This is a genomic window from Mangrovimonas sp. YM274, from assembly GCF_030908385.1.
Classification (GTDB): domain Bacteria; phylum Bacteroidota; class Bacteroidia; order Flavobacteriales; family Flavobacteriaceae; genus Mangrovimonas_A.
The window spans coordinates 3,039,233-3,063,358 of record NZ_CP133091.1; the positions used below are offsets into that span (position 1 = coordinate 3,039,233).

At 39.0% G+C, this 24,126-nt stretch carries 15 protein-coding genes; 5 read left to right on the top strand and 10 right to left on the bottom strand.

Annotated elements, in window-relative coordinates; genetic code table 11:
* Positions 1 to 2: 2 nt before the first annotated feature.
* The 5 genes from RBH95_RS13220 to RBH95_RS13240 form a co-directional block, all read right to left on the bottom strand.
* Complete coding sequence (locus RBH95_RS13220; protein WP_307900047.1) at positions 3 to 1,010, bottom strand: glycoside hydrolase family 43 protein; 1,008 nt, start codon at positions 1,008 to 1,010, stop codon at positions 3 to 5.
* 102 nt (positions 1,011 to 1,112) lie between these two features.
* Positions 1,113 to 2,690: an arabinan endo-1,5-alpha-L-arabinosidase gene (locus tag RBH95_RS13225; protein WP_307900048.1), complete on the bottom strand. Its 1,578-nt coding sequence runs from the start codon at positions 2,688 to 2,690 to the stop codon at positions 1,113 to 1,115.
* A gap of 33 nt (positions 2,691 to 2,723) precedes the next feature.
* The gene (locus tag RBH95_RS13230; protein WP_307900049.1) at positions 2,724 to 4,274 is read right to left on the bottom strand and encodes an alpha-N-arabinofuranosidase; all 1,551 of its coding nucleotides are present in this window, start codon (positions 4,272 to 4,274) and stop codon (positions 2,724 to 2,726) included.
* Positions 4,275 to 4,353: 79 nt separating this feature from the next.
* Entirely contained in the window at positions 4,354 to 5,919 is a 1,566-nt protein-coding gene (locus RBH95_RS13235; protein ID WP_307900050.1) for a RagB/SusD family nutrient uptake outer membrane protein, read from the bottom strand.
* 24 nt (positions 5,920 to 5,943) lie between these two features.
* On the bottom strand, positions 5,944 to 9,009 hold the full coding sequence (locus tag RBH95_RS13240; protein WP_307900051.1) for a TonB-dependent receptor: 3,066 nt from the start codon (positions 9,007 to 9,009) through the stop codon (positions 5,944 to 5,946).
* 241 nt (positions 9,010 to 9,250) lie between these two features.
* On the opposite strand from RBH95_RS13240, the gene RBH95_RS13245 reads away from it, so the two are divergent.
* The 4 genes from RBH95_RS13245 (at position 9,251) to RBH95_RS13260 (ending at position 14,677) form a co-directional block, all read left to right on the top strand.
* A complete protein-coding gene (locus RBH95_RS13245) occupies positions 9,251 to 9,940 on the top strand; it encodes an NUDIX domain-containing protein (protein ID WP_307900052.1) in 690 nt (229 codons plus the stop codon).
* Positions 9,941 to 10,102: 162 nt separating this feature from the next.
* Positions 10,103 to 11,329 (top strand): glycoside hydrolase family 88 protein, encoded by a 1,227-nt coding sequence (locus RBH95_RS13250; RefSeq protein WP_307900053.1) that lies wholly within the window; start codon positions 10,103 to 10,105, stop codon positions 11,327 to 11,329.
* Between the two features lie 13 nt (positions 11,330 to 11,342).
* Complete coding sequence (locus RBH95_RS13255; RefSeq protein ID WP_307900054.1) at positions 11,343 to 12,650, top strand: BNR repeat-containing protein; 1,308 nt, start codon at positions 11,343 to 11,345, stop codon at positions 12,648 to 12,650.
* Positions 12,651 to 12,661: 11 nt separating this feature from the next.
* Positions 12,662 to 14,677 (top strand): DUF2264 domain-containing protein, encoded by a 2,016-nt coding sequence (locus RBH95_RS13260; protein ID WP_307900055.1) that lies wholly within the window; start codon positions 12,662 to 12,664, stop codon positions 14,675 to 14,677.
* Position 14,678: 1 nt separating this feature from the next.
* Here the strand turns inward: RBH95_RS13260 and RBH95_RS13265 are convergent, their stop codons facing one another.
* From RBH95_RS13265 to pflB, 5 genes are all read right to left on the bottom strand, one after another.
* Positions 14,679 to 16,184: a right-handed parallel beta-helix repeat-containing protein gene (locus RBH95_RS13265; RefSeq protein ID WP_307900056.1), complete on the bottom strand. Its 1,506-nt coding sequence runs from the start codon at positions 16,182 to 16,184 to the stop codon at positions 14,679 to 14,681.
* Between the two features lie 458 nt (positions 16,185 to 16,642).
* The gene (locus RBH95_RS13270; protein WP_307900057.1) at positions 16,643 to 17,743 is read right to left on the bottom strand and encodes an alkaline phosphatase; all 1,101 of its coding nucleotides are present in this window, start codon (positions 17,741 to 17,743) and stop codon (positions 16,643 to 16,645) included.
* 274 nt (positions 17,744 to 18,017) lie between these two features.
* Positions 18,018 to 18,800: a formate/nitrite transporter family protein gene (locus RBH95_RS13275; protein ID WP_307900058.1), complete on the bottom strand. Its 783-nt coding sequence runs from the start codon at positions 18,798 to 18,800 to the stop codon at positions 18,018 to 18,020.
* Between the two features lie 43 nt (positions 18,801 to 18,843).
* Entirely contained in the window at positions 18,844 to 19,596 is a 753-nt protein-coding gene (gene pflA / locus RBH95_RS13280; protein ID WP_307900059.1) for a pyruvate formate-lyase-activating protein, read from the bottom strand.
* Positions 19,597 to 19,705: 109 nt separating this feature from the next.
* Entirely contained in the window at positions 19,706 to 21,961 is a 2,256-nt protein-coding gene (gene pflB, locus RBH95_RS13285; RefSeq protein WP_307900060.1) for a formate C-acetyltransferase, read from the bottom strand.
* 541 nt (positions 21,962 to 22,502) lie between these two features.
* Here pflB and RBH95_RS13290 point away from each other — a divergent pair.
* Positions 22,503 to 24,017 carry a family 43 glycosylhydrolase gene (locus RBH95_RS13290; protein ID WP_307900061.1) on the top strand — a complete coding sequence of 505 codons (1,515 nt, stop codon included), beginning with the start codon at positions 22,503 to 22,505 and terminating at the stop codon, positions 24,015 to 24,017.
* Positions 24,018 to 24,126 lie beyond the last annotated feature (109 nt).

Here is a 24,126-nt window from a genome sequence, read left to right on the forward strand (position 1 = left end):
CTCTATTTTTGAATTCCTTCGGAAGTCATTATTACACGTTGCAGCGTACCATCTGGGTTATAGTTTAACTCATCGATACACACCGATCTTCTAAAACTTCCTCCATTAGGATTGATACCTCCCGTATGATAGATGAAATAATCCTTTCCTTTATATTCAATAATTGCTTGGTGGTTGGTATTGCTATTACCTGCCAGCTCATTTAAGATCCCTTTGTATTCCCATGGTCCAGTAACCGATTTACTCATGGCATACACAATTTTCTCAGGGAATTCAGAGGCGTACGATAAATAATACCAATCGCCCTTTTTATGAATCCAAGGTGCTTCGGTAAACTTAGGAACATCAATTACGTGGATTGGCCCGTCAAGTTCTACCATATTTTCTTTCAACTTAGCATACTTACACACGGTATTACCCCAAAATAAATATGCCTGACCATCATCATCTATAATCACAGATGGATCAATATCATCCCAAGAAATATCAGTTTGAGAGGTCATATCGTTAGTTACTAAAGCTTTTCCCAAAGCATCCTTAAAAGGTCCTATTGGAGAATCAGCAACTGCTACTCCAACTGCTTTACCAGGATGTGTATCATCATGTTCTACAGTAACGTACCAATAGAATTTTCCGTTACGCTCGATTACTTGAGCGGCCCACGCATCGCCTTTGGCCCATTCAAAATCTGAAGGCTTTAATGGTACGGGATGTTCCTGCCAATCTACCATATTGGTAGACGAATATACCAACCATTCGTTCATTCTATAGAAATGAAAATCGTTAGGCGCTTCATCATGCCCGGCATATAGGTAAACTTTTCCATCGTGCACCAAAGCAGCAGGATCCGCGGTAAACTTATCTTTAATAATTGGATTATTAATTTGCAATGGTACTTTTACAACTTCCTTTTCCGAAGGTGTTATCTCAGCAATTTCAGGAGATTTATCCTGTTCTTTACATGACATGAACAAGGCCACACCTAGTGTTAGTGCGATACTATATTTCATTTGTTCGATTTTATTTCAATTGTCAGATGAAACTTTATATGATTTTTTGATACTTCATCAGTTAATTAAGCATCTAAAAATTCATAGTGGTTTCATCGTTAATTAATTAATTTTTTTAGCCCAAATAGGTTTTCCATCCACAGTTAAACCAGAATATGAAATGGTAACTTTTCTTGGTGAACTTTCCCAATCCCAAGCATCAAACAACTTACACTCATTACCATTTATAGTAAGTGTATTAGTATCTGTATCCAAGTTCCATGTTCCTGAAATGGCACCAGATAACGTTCCGTTACTATTGAAAATGATTGTTTCTGATGTTTGCATGACTTGATATTGGTAATCCATTGTAATTTGTTCCCAAATTCCAGTAATGTCCTCTGCCGTAATTTCGGTTTCTGGAACTGCGGCATATCTTTCAGGTGCCACCACTGGCCATCCATCTGAAGTCCACTTTAACTCCCTAACGTGCCCCATCATCACAGCGTTGGATACATTGATTCCCGGAACACCTTCTGGCAATCTCCCTTGAGAGGAGAAATACCATTTTTGAGTAGCTTCATCCTGAAACACGGTACAATGCGAAATCCCAACCCATCCTGTATGGTTGTTGAATTTATAAGGATGTGTTAACATTGGCCAACACTCGGCTCCTTCGGATACATTTTGATTATCGATACCGTAATAAGGCCCCATTATATCGGTAGCTCTAGCTACCCTAGTATTATAAGCTTTTGACAATTCGTCATAAGCCAAAAACAAATAATAATATCCAGTATCCGGATTGTAAATGATTTCGGCTCCTTCGGTTCCTTGCCATCTGTTAGTAGCAAGATTACCGCGCCCTGCTATTCTCATACCATAATCTTCCTCAGTCTCTAATTGAAAAGGTTTTCCTGTAGCAGGATCTAATTGTACGGCTGCAATCCCTGTCATCCAAGAACCATAAACCAACCAATGTTCCCCTCCTGGAGTTACAATATAACTAGGGTCGATGCCATTAAACTTATAGTAGGAACTCCAATCGTTGCAGCTTGTTCTGTAACGATCTTCAAGTCCATCAGGAATGGCTGTTACTACCATACCTTTATCTTCCCAATTGTTGGAAGCCAAATCGGTAGTTTCCATCATACCAATATAAGGGCGCTCTCCCCATGAGGCACATGGATCGGTTCCTTCTATCAATTCATCCACCACAATGCTATAGTACATTCTATAAACCCCATTCACATTTTTCACACATGGTGCCCAATAGCCATATTTAGGACTATCAATTTCCGGCAATCCCATTTGTACTCTTTTGGTATTCATGGAATCCTTCACCCAAGCAGGCGCATTATCCATAGTGCTTCCCAAATATTCCCAATTCACCAAATCGGTAGAGCGTCGACCATGAAAATGGCCATGTCCGTCATGGGCATTCCCGTAGGACGCATCGGTTTGGTACATATAAAAATAATTGTCTTGCTTTACTACTGTTGGATCATGCACATTAGCTAAGTTCCAATTGCTTCTATTGGTCCAAGAGGCTATAGGCGTATAGTTATCGGAATAGGTTGGACCATCAAAGGTATTCTCTATTGGACCATCATCTGTTGGATCTTCACCTCCAATAGGATCTTCTGTGTTACCGTCGTCTTTGGAACAGCCAAAGACCGTTCCTAAGATCAACAGTATCATAAATATTCTTTTTACAGTTATCATGACTATATATTATTTAGCTTCCAATACTACTACTGATAAAGCAGGAACTGTTATCTGAAGCTTTCCTTTTTTCAATTTGAAATCCTTAAATGTTTTTGGAGTAATTTTATTTGGATTATCAAAAGAATTATGATCGTGCACATCTGAAGAGGTCAATACCATTCCAGACACATCCTTAAGTTTTAAATCGTCCACATCGATACTGATAACATGATCATTTTTTGGGTCGATATTAACCAAGGAAATATGTTTTTGGTTGTTTTCGTTATAAGAAGCTGAAATTGAAATTGCCGGTAAAGATTTCCCATCCAAAGTATATTGTGGCGATGTAAATGATACAGGCATCAAGGTAGCATCTTGGTGTACATTGTACATTTTCATAACATGGTAAGTTGGTGTCAGCAACATTTTATTCCCCTCAGTTAAAATAACTGCTTGCAATACATTTACCGTTTGTGCTAGATTTGCCACCTTTACTCTTTCTGCCCAGTTGTTGAAGATATTTAAAGTTACCCCAGCAATCATAGCATCACGCATCGTATTTTGTTGGTACAATACACCTTTATCTTTGGCTTCACCATCATACCAGCCTCCCCACTCGTCTACTACCAAAGCAATTTTATGTTCGGCATCGTACTTGTCCATGATAGCCGTATGCTTAGTTATCAATTCATCCATTTTCAAGGCCTGCTCCATAATTTTGAAGTATTGAGCATTTGTAAAGGATTTATCCGGTCCTTTATCTCCCCAATCCAACACACAATAGTGGTGTAGCGCTACTCCATCGATAAGAGCCTTAGGAATCTCACGCATCAATACTTCCGTCCAATGGTAATCTTCACTGTTGGCTCCGGAAGCCACTCTAAACAACGCGTTGCTATTGGTCCAGTCCGTCATGAAAGTAGCATACTTTCTATAAACATCGGCATAGTATTCTGGACGCATGTTACCACCACATCCCCACATTTCATTTCCTACACCCCAAATTCTAACATTCCAAGGTTTTTCACGACCATTTTCACGTCTTAATTTAGCCATAGGACTGATACCGTCATGGTTTACATATTGCAACCATTCGGCAAATTCCTGAACCGTTCCACTACCAACATTGGCAGCCAAATATGGTTCAGCGTTTAAAGCTTCACATAAATTTAGGAAGTCGTGAGTTCCAAAACTGTTATCCTCGGTTGACCCTCCCCACCATTGGTTTACAATCGTAGGTCTATCTTCCTTAGGTCCAATTCCATCTTTCCAGTGATAGGTATCTGCAAAACAACCTCCAGGCCATCTTAGGTTAGGAACTTTTAAATCCTTTAGCGCCTCGATTATATCATTTCTAACCCCATTGGTATTTGGTATAGAGCTATCTTCCCCTACATAAAAACCATCGTAGATACAACGTCCTAGATGCTCTGCAAAGTGACCATAAATATGTTTGCTGATTTGAGGGGCGTCCTCCTGTTTTGTAAGTTTTACTTCTACCGTATTTTGTGCGCTAAGGGAATGTCCTAAACACAAAAATACAGCGATTAACAAAGTTGTAATGCTGTTCTTTTTCATATGATTTATTTTTTAAAAGAAAGGCCGCGCGATGAACGCGGCCTTTCGAAACTGAAGACTAATTCAAAATTAACAAATATTAATATCCATCGTTTTGACCTATGGTCATTAATGGGTTATTATCCATTTCTGATTGTGGAATTGGGAAATACTCTCTACCTGGAGTGTAACTATTGTACTCAGGATCTCTAGATTTCAACCATTCCAATTTCGCAGAATCTTGTAACCATCCCCAACGACGAATGTCATCGAAACGGTGTCCTTCCAAAGAGAACTCCAAGAAACGCTCATGTGCAATTTGATCGCGCATTTGCTGTTGATTCATACCAGGGTTTACGGTTGCTAAATCTGGTAAATTTACACGGTCTCTTACTTGTTGGATATATGGATACGCTGCATCGGTTTGTCCTAATTCGTTCAAACACTCCGCGTACATTAACAACACATCTGCATAACGCATGATACGTTCGTTGATACCAGATCTCCAATCATATTCATTAGCTTGACTACCATCTGAATTTTGGTATTTGGCACAATAGATGTCATTTAACTGAGACTCATTACCAGCATAATGCGAAGCGAACTCCACTCCATACAACATCATCCCTGGTTTGTTGTAGAACATAGTGGCATCTAATCTAGGATCTACTTCTCCATCTACAGTTAACTCTTCTTGGTACTCGTTAAATAATGTCCATGTTGGCTGCACATCGGTAAACCCAAAGGTTGGTGGCCCATAGGTGATAGCTCTAGCCGAAGTTTTACCCCAAGCGGAAGAAGGCGCACCACCCCAACCTAAATCAACTCCACCAACTTCTCTATTGAATTGCACCTCAAAAATAGACTCCACATTATTCTCATTCACCTTTGTAAAGTTATCTCTATAATTAGGGACCAAATCATAAGCTCCTAAGTTTATGACTTGTTCAAACGCTGTTTTTGCTGAAGCAAAATCTTGTGTAAACAAATGTGCTTTTCCTAAATAAGCCAAGGCTGCCCCTTTAGTGGCGCGTCCTTTTTGACCTTGGTCGAGGCCAGAAACATCATCGTAAGACACCGGTAACAAACTAGCTGCCATTTCCAAATCAGACTTCACCTGCGCCCAACCTTCTTCCTGTGATTTTTGTTCATGGTAAATTTCCAAACTAGTCATTGGAAGCGGTACATTTTTAAACATGTTCACTAAATGAAAAAAGTACAATCCTCTCATAAAGTAGGCCTGTCCTAAAATTCTATCCTTTAAGGCCGTGTCTTCCATTTCTATCCCAGGAACATTTTCCAATACCTGATTAGCACGAAAAACTCCTTGATAGAAGGTTTCGAAAGCCCAACCATAAATGGCCGCATCAGCAACATTTGAATTAAATTTCCCAACATTGGACATAGCTCCCCAAGGTGAGTTACTTCTTGTCCCATCTCCCTTTAAGTCCAACAATAATGGTGTACTCCTCATATAGGAACCATCCGTCAACAAGCTACCATAAACAGCATTAACTCCTTTAAGAGCATCTTCACCATTTTGCCAAAAAGACTCGGCCGTTTCAAAATTTGGAGAGATCTGATCAAGATCCTCATCCTTTACACAACTAGTGGCTATTACGGAGGTCGCCACTGCTATAGAATATAATATATGTTTCGTTTTCATAATTTCTAAATTTTATTTTACTCATTAAAAGTCTACCTGCACTCCTAAAGCCAAAGTTCTTGGATTAGGGAACGATCCAAATTCTACACCTCTATTAAACAACCCATCACTTATAAAATCAGGATCATACCCATTATATTTAGTAATTAAAAATAAGTTTTGTCCTGATGCAAATACTCTAGCTTTAGTAAATACTTTTGTATCCAATGGAATGTTAAATCCAAGTTCCAAACTTTGTAATCTTACAAAATCACCATCTTCGATAAATCTATCTGACTCTCTATTATTACCATTAGGATCTCCTACAATAGGTCTAGGCACATTGGTATTGGTATTTTCCGGAGACCAATAGTTTAACATATCTGTATGACTATTACCTAAGTCACCTAGCATTAAACTTTGATAAGTACGATTGAAAATTTTATGACCTCCAGCTCCTGTAAAGAAAACTGAGGCATCAAAGTTTTTGTAACGTGCACTTAAATTCAATCCAAAATTAAACTTAGGAATTGCAACCCCTTGAAACGTTCTGTCATCTGCATTAATTTCACCGTCACCATTCACATCTCTAAACTTCACATCTCCGGGCATTGTAATTCCTGGTTGAGATGCATGATTATCGATTTCTTCTTGAGTTTGAAAAATACCTTCAGTCTCGTAAGCATAAATTTCCCCTGCAGATCTTCCTACTTCAGTTCTGGATGCATAACCAGGAATTGGAGTATCGTCATTCCCTATCTTCAATACTTCATTCTTTAAGGTTCCAAGGTTCGCTGAAATGTTATAACTGAAGTCTTCTTTGGTATCACTCCAACCTAAGGTAAATTCCACCCCTGTGTTTTGCACGGTTCCCGCATTGGTTGTCAATTCAATTGGAAAAGACCCTGAAGAGTACGGGATTGGCACATTAGCCAGCAAATCTGTGGATTTCTTTTTAAAATACTCCGCTGTAAACTGTAATCTGTTATTAAACATTCCAAACTCAGCAGCTACATTTGTTGACTCTGTGTCCTCCCATTTGATGTCTGGATCCACAATTTTAGTAACCGTTGTTCCTGGAGCAAGTTCATTTACACCTCCATTATTAAACAAATAATTTGCAAAAGGATTAGTCGTCAAGGCAAACTCATATAATCCGATTGTGTTATTCCCTAACTGCCCATAACCTCCACGAATTTTCAAGGTATTCCACCACTCTGGAAGGTTAATATCGTTGTGCGCTTTCCAAGCACCAGATACAGAAAAGTAATTTCCCGTATTATTTCTTGGTGCAAACTTAGACGACTTATCTTGTCTAAAGTTTACCTCCAATAAATATTTATCATCAAAAGTATAATCAACTCGCCCAATATACGATTTATAGGTTTCTGTTGTATAGCGTTCTATAGCATCTCTATTGTCTGCATATTGGAACTGTGCTATTTCCCCCGGCTCAAAACCAGTACCCCTAGTCGTTAAATTGTAATCATCCGAACGCTCTTGAATCATTCCTCCTAAAACATTGAAAATATGCTTTTCACCTAAAGTAAATTCATAAGTTAATAAATTATTAACAATTGTCCTTGTATCATGACCAACATTAGTCTCCAACCTTGCCTCAGCATTTTCAGTTACATAGTACCACCCTAAATCACTTGGAGGGTTAAAAAACCTATTATTCCAATCCGTTCTATCACCACTTACATTTAATTTGTATTTCAAGCCCTTCAGAATCTCAAATTCCCCCCAAATATTTCCAACAAAACGATTACGTTTACTTTCATTGGTAATCAAATTATTATAACCAATCACATTTAAGGAAATTACACGTTGTGCAATACCATCGGTACCACCGTAACCTCCAAGCCTATTTTCATCATAAACAGGCATGGTAGGCACAGCACCTAACAAATTAATGATAGAACTTGTTCCCGCCAAGTATTCGTTAAAGTTTTCTTTATCAGACTGAGAATAAGCTAATTTAGCACCATATTTAAAACGTCCTTTCTCACCCCCTAAGTTCACATTAGTAGAATAACGTTCGTAGGCTTGAGGTGTCTCAAAGTAACTCGTATTTTTAAAGTAATCTAAGTTAACGTTATAACTTAAGGATTCTGCTCCTCCATTAAAGGCCAAAGAATGATTTTCTAAAACCCCTGTTCTAAAAGCCTCATCCTGCCAATCGGTATCAACGTCGTCAATAAACAAATCGTTATCAGGGTATACTCCTGGTGAAATAGGTAAATCAGCACCTTGACTATTTGCATTAGTTTCCGCTGCTCTCACCAACTCTTGATACTGCTCTCTGTTAGCCAAATCATACCATCTATTTTTAGCCACGTTCTGAAAACCTAGGGTTGTTTTATAGCTGATACTCAATTTTCCTTCCTTACCTTTTTTAGTAGTAATGATTACAACCCCATTAGCCCCCCGAGCACCGTAGATGGCTGCAGAAGACGCATCCTTCAAAATCTGGATGGACTCGATGTCTCCAGTGGCGAAATCATAAGGAGCGTCTACAATCACTCCATCAATAACCCATAAAGGACCATTATTTCTAAAAGAAGTAATCCCTCTAATTTTAATGTTTACAAATCCTCCAGGCTCTCCAGAAGACTGAACGGTCACCCCTGGTGCTTGGCCTTGGATCATTTTGGCCACATCATAAGTTATGGTCTTTTTTGCATCCTCTACATCAACCACACTTACCGAACCTGTTAAGTTCTCTTTCTTTTTGGCGCCATACCCAACTACAACGATTTCGTCAAGAGCTGCAACATTCTCCTCCATCGATACATTAAGTACAGAAGAATCACCTACGGTCACCTCCTTAGAGACAAACCCTACAAAAGAGAATACTAAAACATCCCCTACAGAAGTATCCAAGGAATAATTTCCATCAAAATCTGTAGCGGTACCATTAGAGGTCCCCTTTATAATTACATTCACACCAGGAAGAGTCATGCCATCTGTTGCAGATGTCACTGTTCCTGTAATGGTCTTTTGTTGGGCAAAACCTGTTGCCGACAACAGCACCATAATCATCACAAAAAAACACTTCGGAACCCTAAGTGTCAAATGATTACCAATCAAAAATTTGGTCGCTATCATACTAGAATAATTTAGAATTAGTTTTAAATTTTAGCTATAAGTGTCAATTATACACTTCCAAAGGAATTAAAGTTTTTTCATATAAGCAAGTTTTTTTATGATTTTTTTAAGAATTACATATTTAAGCACTATATTTATTACCGAATTAATAATTGTATTTTTCACATTTATTAATTTAAGTTTAAATTGATTAATTATATTTTTTTAATAAACTTGCCTAGCAATGTTCAAATAATTTTAAATGCTTAATAACTATAGTAAAGAGGACAAAGTTTTATTAGCAGTAGACTGTATCATTTTTGGTTTTGACAAGGACAAGCTGAAAATTTTGCTCATTAAAAGGGATTTTGAGCCCGAAAAAGGAAAATGGTCCCTGATTGGGGGATTCCTAAAAAAAGAAGAAAACTTGGATGATGCCGCCAATAGAGTCCTTGAACATCTTACTGGACTTGACGAAGTCTACCTGGAACAATTTTTCACCTACAGTGAAGTGGACAGGGACCCTGAAGAGCGAACTATATCGGTAGCTTATTATGCGCTCATCAATATTGAAGACCATGATGAAGAACTCATAGAACAATATTCAGCAAAATGGTTTAGCATTGACAAAATTCCAAACCTCATTTTTGACCACAATCAAATGGTGGACCAGGCCATTAAACGCCTGCAGTACAGAGCCTCTACCAAACCTATTGGATTTGAATTGCTGCCAGAGAAATTTACCATGCGGCAATTGCAAAAGCTCTACGAATCCATTTTAGACACCGACTTGGATAAACGGAATTTCATCAGTAAAATAAATGCTCTAGACATTCTGATTAAACTGGACGAAAAAGACATGGAGTCATCCAGAAAGGGATCCTTTCTACATATGTTTGACAAAGAAAAGTATGACAAAAAAACCCATGAAGGGTTCATTTTTAAAATCTAAAAAAGAAGAGCCTATATAGGTTCTTTTTTTAGTCTTCTAGGAAAAAAGTAGCACAAATTCAGAAATAATCGGCAGTACAAATTTAGCTTTGTAAGTCTAAACACAACATATTAGAATTGTGTAAAAAATAGCCACAGGTTCTCTGAATTAGAAATACAACACATGAAACATCTACATTCCATAAAACTTTATTCACTTCTCAGTCTTGCTTCTTTAATTAATTTTACCGCCTGTAAAACAGAAAATAACACACCACAAAAAGCAGAACCCAATTGGGCTGAGCAGCATTTGGAAATGGCAGCCAACAATTACAAAACCCTTTCCAAAAACGTTCCTGTCAACCAATTTCCCACTACTTATACCAACGATACTCTTAGATTTAGTGACTCCGGTTGGTGGTGCAGTGGTTTTTACCCGGGTACTTTGGTGTATTTATTTGAAGGTACTCAAGATTCCCTGTTTTTAAAAACCGTCGAAACAAAATTGACAGAACTTGAAAAAGAACAATTCAACACCACCACTCATGATTTAGGATTTATGATGTTCTGCAGTTTTGGTAATGCTTATCAAGTAACGCACAATCCTGAATATGCCGAAATCATCAAAAATGCATCACAATCTATAAGCTCTCGTTTCAATCCAAAAACGGGAACTATCCGTTCCTGGGATCCTGCACCGTGGAATGACAAATGGGAATACCCTGTAATCATTGACAATATGATGAACCTGGAAATGCTTCTTTGGGCAGGAAAACATGTCAACAACCATAAATTTACCGAAGTAGCCCTAACGCATGCCGATACCACGCTAAACAATCATTTCCGTAAAGATTTTAGCAGCTACCATGTTGTCTCCTACGATACCATTTCAGGAAATGTTGAAATGAAAAATACCGATCAAGGCTATGCCGATGAATCCTCTTGGGCACGAGGACAAGCCTGGGGATTGTACGGCTACACCACCATGTACCGATATACCAAAAACCAAAAGTATTTAGAACATGCCATGGGTATTGCAGACTTTATAGTTAACCATCCCAACCTTCCTGAAGATAAAATTCCGTATTGGGATTTTGACGCTCCTAATATTCCAAATGCCAAAAGAGACGCCTCGGCTGCGGCTATCATGGCTTCTGCCTTTTTGGAACTCAAAAACTACGCTTCTGAAAACAAAGCCAAAATCTACTTCAACACTGCCGAACAAATGCTCAAAAGTCTCTCTTCTCCAGAATATTTTGCATCGCAAGATGAACAAGGCGGTTTTATCATCAAACATTGTGTTGGGAATATGCCTGATAATACCGAAGTTGACGTTCCCCTCTCCTATGCCGACTATTATTACGTGGAAGCTCTTTTAAGATACTTAAACAAAATAGAACTCATCAATTAGACATTAGGCAATCATGTTAAAACATACGTTTTCCTATCTTTTACTTTTTCTTTTAGCAGCATCTTGCCATAAGACTTCGTTCCAAAAACCTTTAGAAACCAACATCTCCCAAGTGGGTGAAGGATGGGCCAAAAATTCTATCAACACGGTTATTTTTAGAAAAAATTCTTTAGTAACACACAACAAACACCAGTACATTGCTTACTATAATCCAGAAGGCCATGTGGTATTGGGAAAAAGACTCCTAAAATCTAGCCAATGGGAAACCCTAGTTACTCCTTATACTGCCCATGTAGAAGATGCCCATAACTCAATCAGCATTATGGTAGATGGTGACGGCTATTTACATGTGGCTTGGGGCAACCACAACAATCAGCTTAACTATGCGAAAAGTGTCCGTCCCAATTCATTGGAACTAGGCAAAAAAATACAAATGTTAGGAGATAAAGAGCAACAGGTCAGTTACCCTGAATTCTACGCCTTACAGGATGGCAACCTCCTGTTTTTCTACAGAGATGGAGGTTCTGGAAACGGCAATCTTGTCATTAACCACTACAATACCCAAACCCAAACTTGGCACAGGGTACAGGATAATCTGATAGATGGAGAAAGTTTGAGGAATGCCTATTGGCAGGCCTATGTAGACAAAAATGATCAAATGCATATTTCCTGGGTTTGGAGAGAAAGCCCCGATGTGGCTAGCAATCACGATTTGGCTTACGCCACTTCCAAAGATGGTGGGAAAACCTGGCAAAAATCGACAGGAGAAGTCTACCAACTTCCTATTACAGAAAGCTCTGCTGAAGTGATTGAAAACATCCCTCAAAACAGCGAGCTTATCAACCAAACTTCCATGACCTCCGACAAGCATGGCAATCCTTTCATTGTTAGTTATTGGCGTGAAGCAGATAGTGAGATTCCGCAATTCCATCTTACCTACAAAACAGACCAATGGCAAACTATCGATTTAGGTTTCAGAAAAACACCTTTTAGCCTAAGCGGACTAGGCACGAAATCCATTCCTATTTCCAGACCACAAATAGTAGCAACCGACTCAGAGGACATTATTGTCATATTCAGGGATGAAGAGCGCGGTAGCAAAGTATCAATTGCCTATAACACATTTCCTTTTGATAGCAACTGGCAAATTTTGGATGTAACCGAGGACTCTTACGAAGCGTGGGAACCGACTTTAGACACAGAACTTTGGAAAAGTTCAAAAATACTGAGTCTGTTTTTACAAAAAACCTATCAAGTAGACAGTGAAGGCTTATCCGACATTCAAGAAAGTGATGTTGAAGTTTTAGACTGGCAACCTTAAAAAATAAAACGGTGAGAATCATATTTACACTAATAGCACTCTTTATAGCAGCAAACTTCACAATACTTAATGCCCAAAGCAACCAAAAGGAAGCGGCTGTTTTTCAAATTGACCAACCTGATTACAAACAGAGTCCTTATACTGGAATGACCAAACAACACTGGAAGGATGCTGCATTATACATTTTGGAAGGCGCCTTTTCATACATCAATTCCTATGAAGACCCGATGAAGTTTCCCAAGTTGCCAGGAAAAAGCTATCCGCATAACGAAGATCAGGTACCAACGGAAAAGCTAGAAGGCTTATGCCGTACGTTGTTTGTAGCAGCCCCTCTGTTAAAAGAAAATCCTTCACTACAAGTCAACGGCATTGATGTAGCAAAATATTATCGCCTTCAAATTTTAAATTTACTAGATCCTTCTAAGGCCTCCTATATCCCACCTAGAACTCAAGATCAGGGGCCTACGCAAATTCTCGTAGAGTTTGGAGCATTGGCCATTTCACTTTTTGTAGCACCGGAGGCCATTTGGGAACCATTGTCCCAAGAGCAAAAAGACGCCTTAGCCCATACCATGCTTAGCTATGGGAATGGACCAACTGTACCTTCCAACTGGAGGTTTTTCAACATTTTTGTGATGAGTTTTTTCAAAGATCAAGGATACCCCATAAACGAGGAATTATTAACCGAATATTTAAATCTATCCCTAGATCAATACCGTGCGGATGGCTGGTATAATGACGCTCCTGCATATGATTATTACAGCATGTGGGCCTTTCAGCTTTACGGTATTTTATGGTCTGAATTTTACGGACAGAAGTACCTTCCAGAGATTGCAGCTAAGTTCACCAGTAATTTTACAGACATGACCGACAATTATCCTTATCTATTTTCAGAAAATGGAGAAATGATCATGTATGGTAGAAGTATCAGCTATCGGTTTGCATCTATTAGCCCGCTACCCTTTTTCGGAACCTTGAAAAATGAAGACATTAATTATGGTTGGATGCGCCGAATTTCCTCTGGTGTCCTAATGCAGTTTTTGTCCAACCCAGAATTTCTGGAAGACGAAGTTCCTACTCTCGGCTTTTACGGACATTTTGAACCTGCCGTTCAAAATTACAGCTGTCGCGGCAGTGTGTATTGGATGGGCAAAGCCTTTCTTGGATTGCTCATTCCTGACAACAATCCATTTTGGACCACCACAGAAAACAACGGCCCTTGGGAAACCGATTTTAAAAAAGATACGGTTTACAATAAATTTCAAGAAAAGTCGAACACCTTAATTACAGATTACCCCAATATTGGTGCTTCCGAAATACGTGCTTGGTGCCACGAAAAAGTAGCGGATGATTGGCAAAAGTTCCGTTCTTCGGAAAATTACAATAAACTGTCCTACAACAGTGCCTTTCCTTGGCAAGCAGATGGACCAAACGGAGAAGTCTCCATGAATTATGCCATCAAAAACAAAAAAAATGAATGGGAAGTATTTAGACTTTACGATTTCAAAAAATTTGAAGACGGCATTTACTATCGAGATGCTGTTTTGGAAACCGATGAAACCGTTACCATGCAATTGGCAGACATCCCCTTACCCAATGGGGTACTACGTATAGACCTGAACACAACCAACAAGCCATTAGAAATGCGTTTGGGACATTACCCTCTTCCCAAATTGAAAAAAGATATCAAGTACTCCAGAAAACACATTGATGGCCACGAGGCATTGATTATGGATAACGGCACCTACCAACTTGCCATGGTCATACTGAGTGGTTGGGACAACTTAGAATTTGTTGAAACCACAGGATTGCATCCTGTATCCAAAGAAAGTAGTGTTTTAAATTCCATTGCCCAATACACACCAAAAGAAGACAGTGTTTTTGCTACTTTGATGCTTTGGAAAGCATCTGGAGACTCTTGGAGTAAAGAGGATTTAGTTCCTGTAAAAAGTCTAAAATTGAAAAATGACCAGATTATTGTCAAAATGAAAGATGGCACTACCAAAACCTGTACGTTTTCAAATTAAGCTACTCTATACTCAAAGTATTACTAAATTCATGGGCTCCTATATCTTGTGATTCACCAGACAAGGAAGCATTTCCAAAATAATCATAATTCCCGATATTGTAGTCTAGATTGACACCTGCATCAATAAGCGGCGATCCGGGCTCCAATTTATAGTTGACTAAATTAGGTTCCTCGTAATAGTTTCCTTGGAAGGATATATTATCATCAGAATTCACCCCTCCACTCAGGATGTTATTTTTCACAAATACCACATCGGGATTCCAGCTATTTATGGTTTTAAAGGCTAATTTATTATCCTGAACAACAGTATTGTTGTAAAAGAATATATCTGACACCGAGTTTTTGCTACTCATATTAAACAAAAACAAACTTCCACTATAACCATTGGCATCATTGTTGGATATGTTATAACGAACTGTTATGTTTGACATTGGTCGCGCCCCGCTGAACTGCCCCACCTGAAATCCAGCTCCATGGTTGTCATGAGAGTAATTGTACTGCATAACTCCATTCACCACACCTCCATCCAAGTCGAAGCCTGCTGCATCACACCCAAGCGTTTCAATATTATAGGCCTCACAATATTCAATACTGACATCTTTGGCATCCCAATACCAAATACCACAATTTCCCCCACAATGTGTGTTTTGATACCCGCTATCATGAACAACACAATTACTGATAGATGAAAATTGCACATCAGACAATACAATTCCATTTCCGGTATGACTCCAAGCATTATCCCAACCACTGATATTATAAACCGTACATCCCTGCACATATATATGCTCATGAGAATACCCTACTTTATTTTGATTGAAATAGCCTTTGGATATGATACCGCTATCCATACAATCGAAAATCGTACAGTTAAGTATACTCACATCGGAGAAGCCTGAAGTATCGTTAACACCTTCTATTGCAATCCCACCATAGCCTCCGCTGATATTTAAATTGGAAAATTGATATCCTTGTAATTTAACATCCCCCTGTAAAGTACTGTACAGATTGATTCCATTCCGAGGGAACTCCCCTTCTGCTACTTGAGGAATGACCACATCAACACCACTCACGTTAAAACCAGATGTATTTACAAAATCCATTCCTTCAAAAACAGCCACGTCTTCACCGTAAGATGTGATAGTAATCCTGTTATTAGCATTACCTCCATCGTTGGCATCAAAGGCAATACTTTGGTAGGTATATCCTCCTTCAAATTTAATGGTATATCCTGCAGGAATCTCTAGGCTATTTACCTTGGCACTGGTTTGCCAAGGCGTATCTGGAGACAAACCATTATTGGCATCATTACCATCTGGAGACACATAAAAAGTCGTGGTAGTTTCTATAGAATAAGGCTGTTCTTCGGCTGTAGTACATCCTAAAACCAACAACAGTAAAGCTATGGTTCCAAATTCCTTGGTACGGTCCAAAACTAATGTAAGTCTGGGCAGCCAAGTTTTTTGAATTTGAAAACGGTTTAATTTGGGGCAAATCGTATTCAATCTCGTCTAGTTATGTCAGCGTTGTCCAACCGCAACAATCCAAACATAAACGAAACTGCACTGTAGGTTACTTTTGAAACAGCAGAAGCGTAAAGGCACAAAAAAATGACTTTGAGCTGAAAAATTCCATTTTGAATTCCTCAACTTTTCAATTCACTTTAAGCTCAATAAATGATCAGAAAATTGCTATTTGAACAAAAAATTCAAGCAAATATATCAATCTTTTTTGACCAAAAAAGTTCTGAAGAAACACCTTACTTTTATATTGAAATTTAACAAATTACTACCTACAAACACTCAAAAATTTCGCACTAAAAAACACTTCTTTATTTATTGAAAATAAACAATCGCTTTTGCCGCCAAACCCTTCATAAAAGCCTTATTCCTCACAAAAAAGGTGCTTAAAAATCCTATAATGGACTTCTAAGCACCCGCTTTTTTATATCTATTTTTGTTATTTACTCCACAACTCTATCCTGTTGAATCAAAGACAAGATTTTATGATATAACTCGTTGTTTTCATAAATACCACCAAAATGTTCAGCACCCTTTCCATAGGCCAACACGGGCACCATGGTTGCAGAATGCCCTCCAGTAGAAAATTTGGGCGTTACCGAATTGTAATCGCCCTCGTCTGATGCCAGTGTAAACCCTCCCGTTTCGTGGTCGGCCGTCAATAACACTAAGGTATTTCCATCCTTTTTGGCAAAATCAAGTACTGCTCCAATCACATTGTCAAAATCCTTCATTTCATCAATTAGATACTGCGCCTCATTGTCATGACCTCCCCAATCAATTTGTGAGCCTTCTACCATTAAAAAGAACCCTCCAGAAGTTTGAGACAAATAACTTAGGGCCTTTTCAGTACCTTCCTGTAAAAAATCACCTCGTCCTTCTTCCATTTTAGGCATGCCATCTGCCGCCAATAAATACCCGTATTTACGGTTCCTTTTAAGTTTTTTATCTCCTAATTGCACGGTATCCATTTCAAAACCTTTCTTTTCCAAAGCCGTCAAATAATTGACTCCATCCTTTCTTTTGTTGAAGAATTTAAGTCCTCCTGCCGCAAAAAAGTCAATATTGGAAGTTGGCAATTGCGCCGCAATAGCTTCGTCCATTTTTCTGCTTGGCACGTGGGCAAAAAACGAAGCTGGCGTGGCATGGGTTATAGAAGACGTCGCTACCAAACCGTTTTTGTAGCCCATTTTAGAAAGCGCCTCGGTCATATTCTCTACTGCCGTAGTGTCCTGCAGCACCCCAATGGCGCCATTATAGGTTTTCACCCCACAGGCGTAAGCTGTCGCTCCTGCAGCGGAATCTGTTATTAAATGTGATCCAGAAGAGGTTTTAAGCAATCCAACATGCTCAAAATTTGGAAGGTTAATACTATCCTTTTTATAATAAAACACTGAAGACATTTGGGACAGCCCCATACCATCGCCTATCAGTAAGATGACATTTAAAGGCTTGTTGGTTTCCTTCACTGCTTTTTTCCCTGACTCTTGGCTATATCCAAAACCAATTGTCAAGAAAGCCATAACACTTAAAATTAATTTCATTCTATGTTTTTGTATTTAGGTTGAATTTTTATGATTTGTAATTCAATATCAAAAGAGCCTATTTAAGATTTTGTCTTTCTATGCCTTTTTACTTTTGCTTACTTACAAGATGCAAAAGTAGGAAAAAGCTAAAGCTTTCTATTTTAAGGAAATGTTAAGCATACTTAAAGAAATCCATAGTCAAACATCTTGACAAACAATTAAGCAAAAGCTCCTTAAATCTTAAGATTCAAGGAGCTTTTTATTGTCCTCGTTTATACTATTATTAAACCTTTTAATCTTCTGTTTTTCCAAAAAGGTAACCGTAAGGTGTGCCCACAAATAACGCACCGCCAACAATATTACCTAATGTGGCCGGAATTAAATTGGACGTAAAAAAAGTACTCCAAGTAATATCAGCGCCTTCAAAAATAGCCAATGGAATGAAATACATATTGGCAATACTGTGCTCAAACCCCATAGTGACAAAGGCCATGACAGGAATCCAAATAGCGACAATTTTTCCAATGGTATGTTTTGCCGCAATCCCTTGCCAAATGGCCAGACACACCAACCAATTGGCTCCAATACCTTTAATAAAGGTGACCAAAAATGAGTGACTGGTTTTACCCTCCGCAATTTTACGAACCATATCGATATACGGCGTATCACTTACCAAGTGCGTTAAATGCGTGATGACATACGCTAGAAAAAGAGCGCCTACAAAATTTCCAATGTAAACTAATCCCCAATTCTTCAACATGGCATACACCCGTTGGCGTTTGGTTAAAATATTCGGAATAAAATAGGCATTGTTACCCGTAAAAAGTTCGGCACCAACAATTACCACAAGGATGAGCCCTATTGGAAATGCTGCCCCAAACAGGAACCTCGCCAATCCAGGATTGCTAGCGGCTATTCCCGGAGAACCTCCAGATACAATAATTGACAATAGACCTCCAAAAGCCACATAGGCTCCCGCCAAAAATGCCAAAATCAATGTTTTGCTTACCGTATAACCCTCTTTGTTCAAGGCTATTTCATTTATGATTTTTATCCCTTCTTTAGGTGAATTCATAATAACATATTCAAAAATGGTTAGTTAATCAGTTAGTTTTGGTTTAATTCACTTTAACTTCTTTAAAGTAGTCCTTCAAAATAGCTACAGCTGCGTCAATCTCTTCTTGGGTATTCTCTCTGGCATCTTTAAGCTCATACACCCAACCTAAAGCTTCCCATTTGTGGATTCCCAATTTATGGTAAGGCTGCAGTTCTATTTTTTCAATGGTTTTATACGCTTTAAAATAGTCTCCCAAAGCGTGAAGTAATTCAGGAGTATTGGTAATTCCAGGAATCAATACATAGCGCAACCACATAGCTTTGCCTGATTGCTCCCGGTGTTTCGCAAAGTTAAAAGTGGTTTCCTTGTTTTTGGCACCCGCCAAGGTTCGAAAGCCTTCTTCGGTCATGTGCTTGATATCCAGCATCACCAAATCGGCATAATCATCTAGAAGTTCCATAGTAGGATGATTCAGTAATCTCCCATTGGTATCCACGTTGGTATGGATCCCCTCTTCTTTTAAGCGTTTAAAGAACGGAATTAAGGCTTTGGCCTGCAGAAGCGGTTCCCCTCCCGAAACGGTCACACCACCCAAATCCCCAAAATAGGGTTTCATACGAATGGCCCGTTGTACTAAATCTTCAATTGGATATTCTGTACCGCCTTGGGTATCTATGGTATCTGGATTGTGGCAGTATTGACATTTCAGTTTACAACCCTGCAGGAAGATTACCAATCGTATTCCCGGTCCATCATGAGTTCCAAAAGACTCTATAGAATGTACACTTAAGGTAGTATCTGGAGTTTTCATCATTGATAGGGTTTAAGAATTAAAAAAAGAGGCATCCAAAAAATGTATCACACCTTTTAGAATGTTCGTATCATTTTTTGAACACCTCAGAACTTAATCAGCAGAGTTATTGTTACATAGATTGGTGGAACGAACGGGAAATGACTTCCATCTGTTGTTCTCTTGTCAATCTAATAAAGTTTACCGCGTATCCAGAAACACGAATTGTTAATTGAGGATGATTTTCTGGATGTTCCATTGCGTCTAGCAATGTGTCTTTATCTAAAACATTCACATTTAAGTGCTGTGCACCGTTGGAGAAATATCCGGTTAAGGTTGCCACCAAGTTGTTGATGCGCTCTTCTTCAGTAGCCCCTAAAGATTTAGGTACAATGGAGAAGGTATTGGACACACCATCCTGTGAATCTTTATAATCTATTTTTGCTACGGAATTCAACGATGCAATCGCTCCATTGGTATCGCGACCGTGCATTGGGTTGGCTCCTGGTGCAAATGCTACACCTGCCGCTCTACCGTCTGGTGTTGCCCCAGTTTTCTTACCGTACACGACGTTAGAAGTAATGGTCAATACGGACATTGTAGATTCTGCATTTTTGTATACTTCCAATTGTTTCAACTCATCGTTAAAGTCTTGTACCGCATCGTGCGCAAACACATCAACTCTATCATCGTCGTTTCCATATTTAGGGAACTCTCCTTCAATTTCGAAATCAACGGTCAAGCCTTCTTCGTTTCTAATTGGTTTTACTTTGGCATATTTAATAGCCGACAATGAATCCGCTACAATTGATAGCCCTGCAATACCATAAGCGATATTGATATCTGGGTTGGTATCAATTAAGGCCATTTGCGCTTTTTCATAGTAGTATTTGTCGTGCATGTAATGGATAATGTTCATGGAATCATTGTACACACGTGCTACTTCTTTCATGGCTACTTTAAAGTTGGCCATTACTTTATCGATGTTCAAATACTCATCTGTATCTTGCTCGATGCCATCCACCATTAAGGTTCCGGTTTCCTCACAACGACCACCATTTAAGGCCAATAACAAGGTTTTTGCCAAGTTGGTACGTGCTCCAAAGAATTGGATTTGTTTTCCTAATTCTTGGTAAGACACACAACAAGCGATACCGTAATCGTCAGACCCGCGTAAATCACGCATTAAATCGTCATTTTCAAATTGAATTGAAGAAGTATCGATAGCCACCTTAGCACAGAATTTTCTAAAGTTCTCTGGCAATTCTGGCGACCATAACACAGTAATGTTCGGTTCAGGTGATGGGCCTAAGTTATATAAGGTATGTAAGAAACGGAAAGCTGTTTTAGTTACCTTAGTACGTCCGTCCTGTAACATTCCACCAATAGCTTCGGTTACCCAAGTAGGATCTCCTGCGAAAATTTCGTCATACGCCGACATTCTTAAGTGACGTACCATACGCAATTTCATCACGAATTGGTCGATATACTCCTGCGCTTCGGTTTCTGTAATAAGCCCTGCATTCAAATCTCTTTCAATATATATGTCCAAGAAGGTAGATACATTTCCCAAAGACATGGCAGCTCCATCCTGCTCTTTTACAGCAGCTAGGTAAGCCATATAGGTCCACTGCACAGCTTCACGGGCAGTTTCAGCAGGACGACTCAAATCCAAATCGTACGCCTGTCCCATGGCAATCATATCCTTTAAAGCTCTGATTTGCTCGGAAACTTCTTCTCTCAAACGAATTACCGCATCGGTCATTGGCCCTCCAATCTTGGCCAAATCCTCTTTTTTAGCCGCTATTAAGGCATCAATTCCATATAAAGCTACTCTACGGTAATCCCCAATAATTCTACCACGGGCATAATTATCTGGCAATCCAGTTAATAGCCCCAGAGATCTATATTTTCTTATTTCATCGTTATAAGCATCAAAAACACCATCGTTATGGGTTTTTACATACTTAGAGAACAATTCGTCAATTTGATTTGCTGGTTGTAAACCATGCTCTTCCAACGCTTTTTGCACCACTTTATAGCCACCAAAAGGCTTCATTGCGCGTTTCAATAGGGCGTCCGTTTGCAAACCAACGATTACCTCATTGTCCTTATCTATATATCCAGCTCCAAAGTTTGCAATACCCGAAATGGTATCTACATCTACAGAGTGCAATCCATTTTTTTCTCTTTCAATTTTAGTAGCGTCCTTACAAATTTCCCAAAGCTTCTGGGTACGCTCACTCGGGCCTACCAAAAATTCATTGGTTCCATAATAAGGAGTAAGATTTTTAATTACGAAATCACGTACGTTAATCGCCTTAGTCCAAGCTCCGTTTTGGAATTCTTTAATTCCTAGGTCTTCTTTTTTTAACTCTGCTACATTCATATGATATCTGTTTAAACTGTTTTTGTCTTAACTGATTTGTTATGAAGCAAATTTCGGGACAAATAAAAGCTCAAAACATGATAAAAAACAGTTTTTGACGAATTCACAAGAATGTAATTTTAAGATGCAAAATCTAACTTTTCTGCAGTAAAACCCTTCGGTTACCTCAGCTTCATCAACTCCAATACATTTGTTTTAATTTTTATCAATATGACCTAAATTTTATTTACTTTTTTTTAAGAAAAGTCAGGAAACATTCTCTTCAAAACAATACTCCAACACGCTCACAAGCACCTAACAACAAGACAATTGCCTCCCTAAAGCCCCTTTACTATAATGGTGCATAAAATAATCTTAGTACATAAAACATAAAATAAACAGCAACACACCAATTCTGGCTATAAACAAACTCCAATTACAACATCAATATCTTTCCTGCAGCCTCCAAAACTGAAATACAAATCGTATCTTTACAGTCAATATGACTATAAGCCATATGTAAAACGACACATCATACATTATCAATTTATTAGCTAATTTCATGAAACAATTATTTTTAGCATTTTTGCTTTGCACACTAGCTTTTACGGCACCTGCGCAAAACCAAAATTACAGACAGGCACCACAAGAGGGATATTACACCAATCCTATATTTCCTGGTGACTATCCAGACCCTAGTATTTTAAGGGATGGAGATGATTTTTACATGGTACATTCTTCTTTTGAATATTACCCTGGCCTTTTGATTTGGCACTCTACAGACCTCATCAATTGGGAGCCAGTTACCAATGCCTTGAACACTTATGTCGGTTCCGTTTGGGCTCCAGATTTGGTTAAATACGAAGACAAGTATTACATCTATTTCCCGGCAAGCGACACCAACTATGTAATTGTAGCGGACGATATTAAAGGGCCTTGGAGCGCACCAAAAGAATTAAAAATTACCATGATCGATCCGGGTCATATCACCGATGACCAAGGCAACCGCTACCTCTATTTCAGCAGCGGCAGCTATGTACCACTTTCCAAAGACGGTCTTACGGTGACAGGTGAACCTAAACATGTGTATGACGGTTGGGAAATCCCACGCGAATGGAGTATTGAATGTTTCTGTATGGAAGGCCCTAAACTCTTTAAACGTGGCGACTATTACTACCTTACCGTTGCCGAAGGTGGTACTGCCGGACCTGCCACTGGGCACATGGTGATTTCTGCGCGTTCCAAATCCCCTTTAGGACCATGGGAGAATGCTCCGCACAATCCTATCCTTAGAACGCAATCTGTAGACGAACAATGGTGGTCTATGGGGCACGCCACTATTTTTGAAGACGGGCATGACCAATGGTATATGCTATTCCACGGCTACGAAAAAGGCTTTTACAACATGGGGCGCCAAACCATGCTAGTCCCTATTGAATGGACCAAAGACGGCTGGTACAAAATCCCTGACCATATCGACATTAACAAGGCTATCAAACTACCGAACCTTAAAAACAAGCTAAAGAAAAGCTTCACACTAAGCGATACCTTCAAAGGTCCTGAACTAGCACCGCAATGGAGTTTCTTTAAAGGATCCGAAACCAACAGGTATCAGTTCATAGACAACAGTATAGAAGTTAAAGGTAAAGGCAATGGTGTTGCCAATTGCTCCCCATTACTCGCCATGCCTGCCAACCATTCATATACTGCAGATGTGGAATTGGAAATTGAAGGAGATGCTACCGGAGGCTTGGTATTGTTTTACAACGAAAGTGCGTTTTCCGGAATTCTTGCCGATAAAGAAAATGTCTTGGCCAATTTAAGAGGCTGGCAGTTTCCTACAGAACGTAACGTCATTAAAAGACATGTATATCTGCGCCTGAAAAACATCAACAACTTGGTAGACATGTACTACAGTTTGGATGGCAAGGAATGGCTTAAAATTGAAAACTCATTCGACGCCACTGCCTACCACCACAATGTCCTTAGTGGATTCATGGGACTTAGAATTGGCTTATGTTCCATGGGAGATGGTAATGTACGCTTCAAGAATTTTGTTTATACCCCTCTTCATTAACAACCAAAAAGCGCAGGGTACTATCCTGCGCTTTTTTTTAAGAAGCTTACGGTTTAAATTGTAAATACCCTGTATTTTTTCAATATTGTACCCCATCTTAAAGCAATTA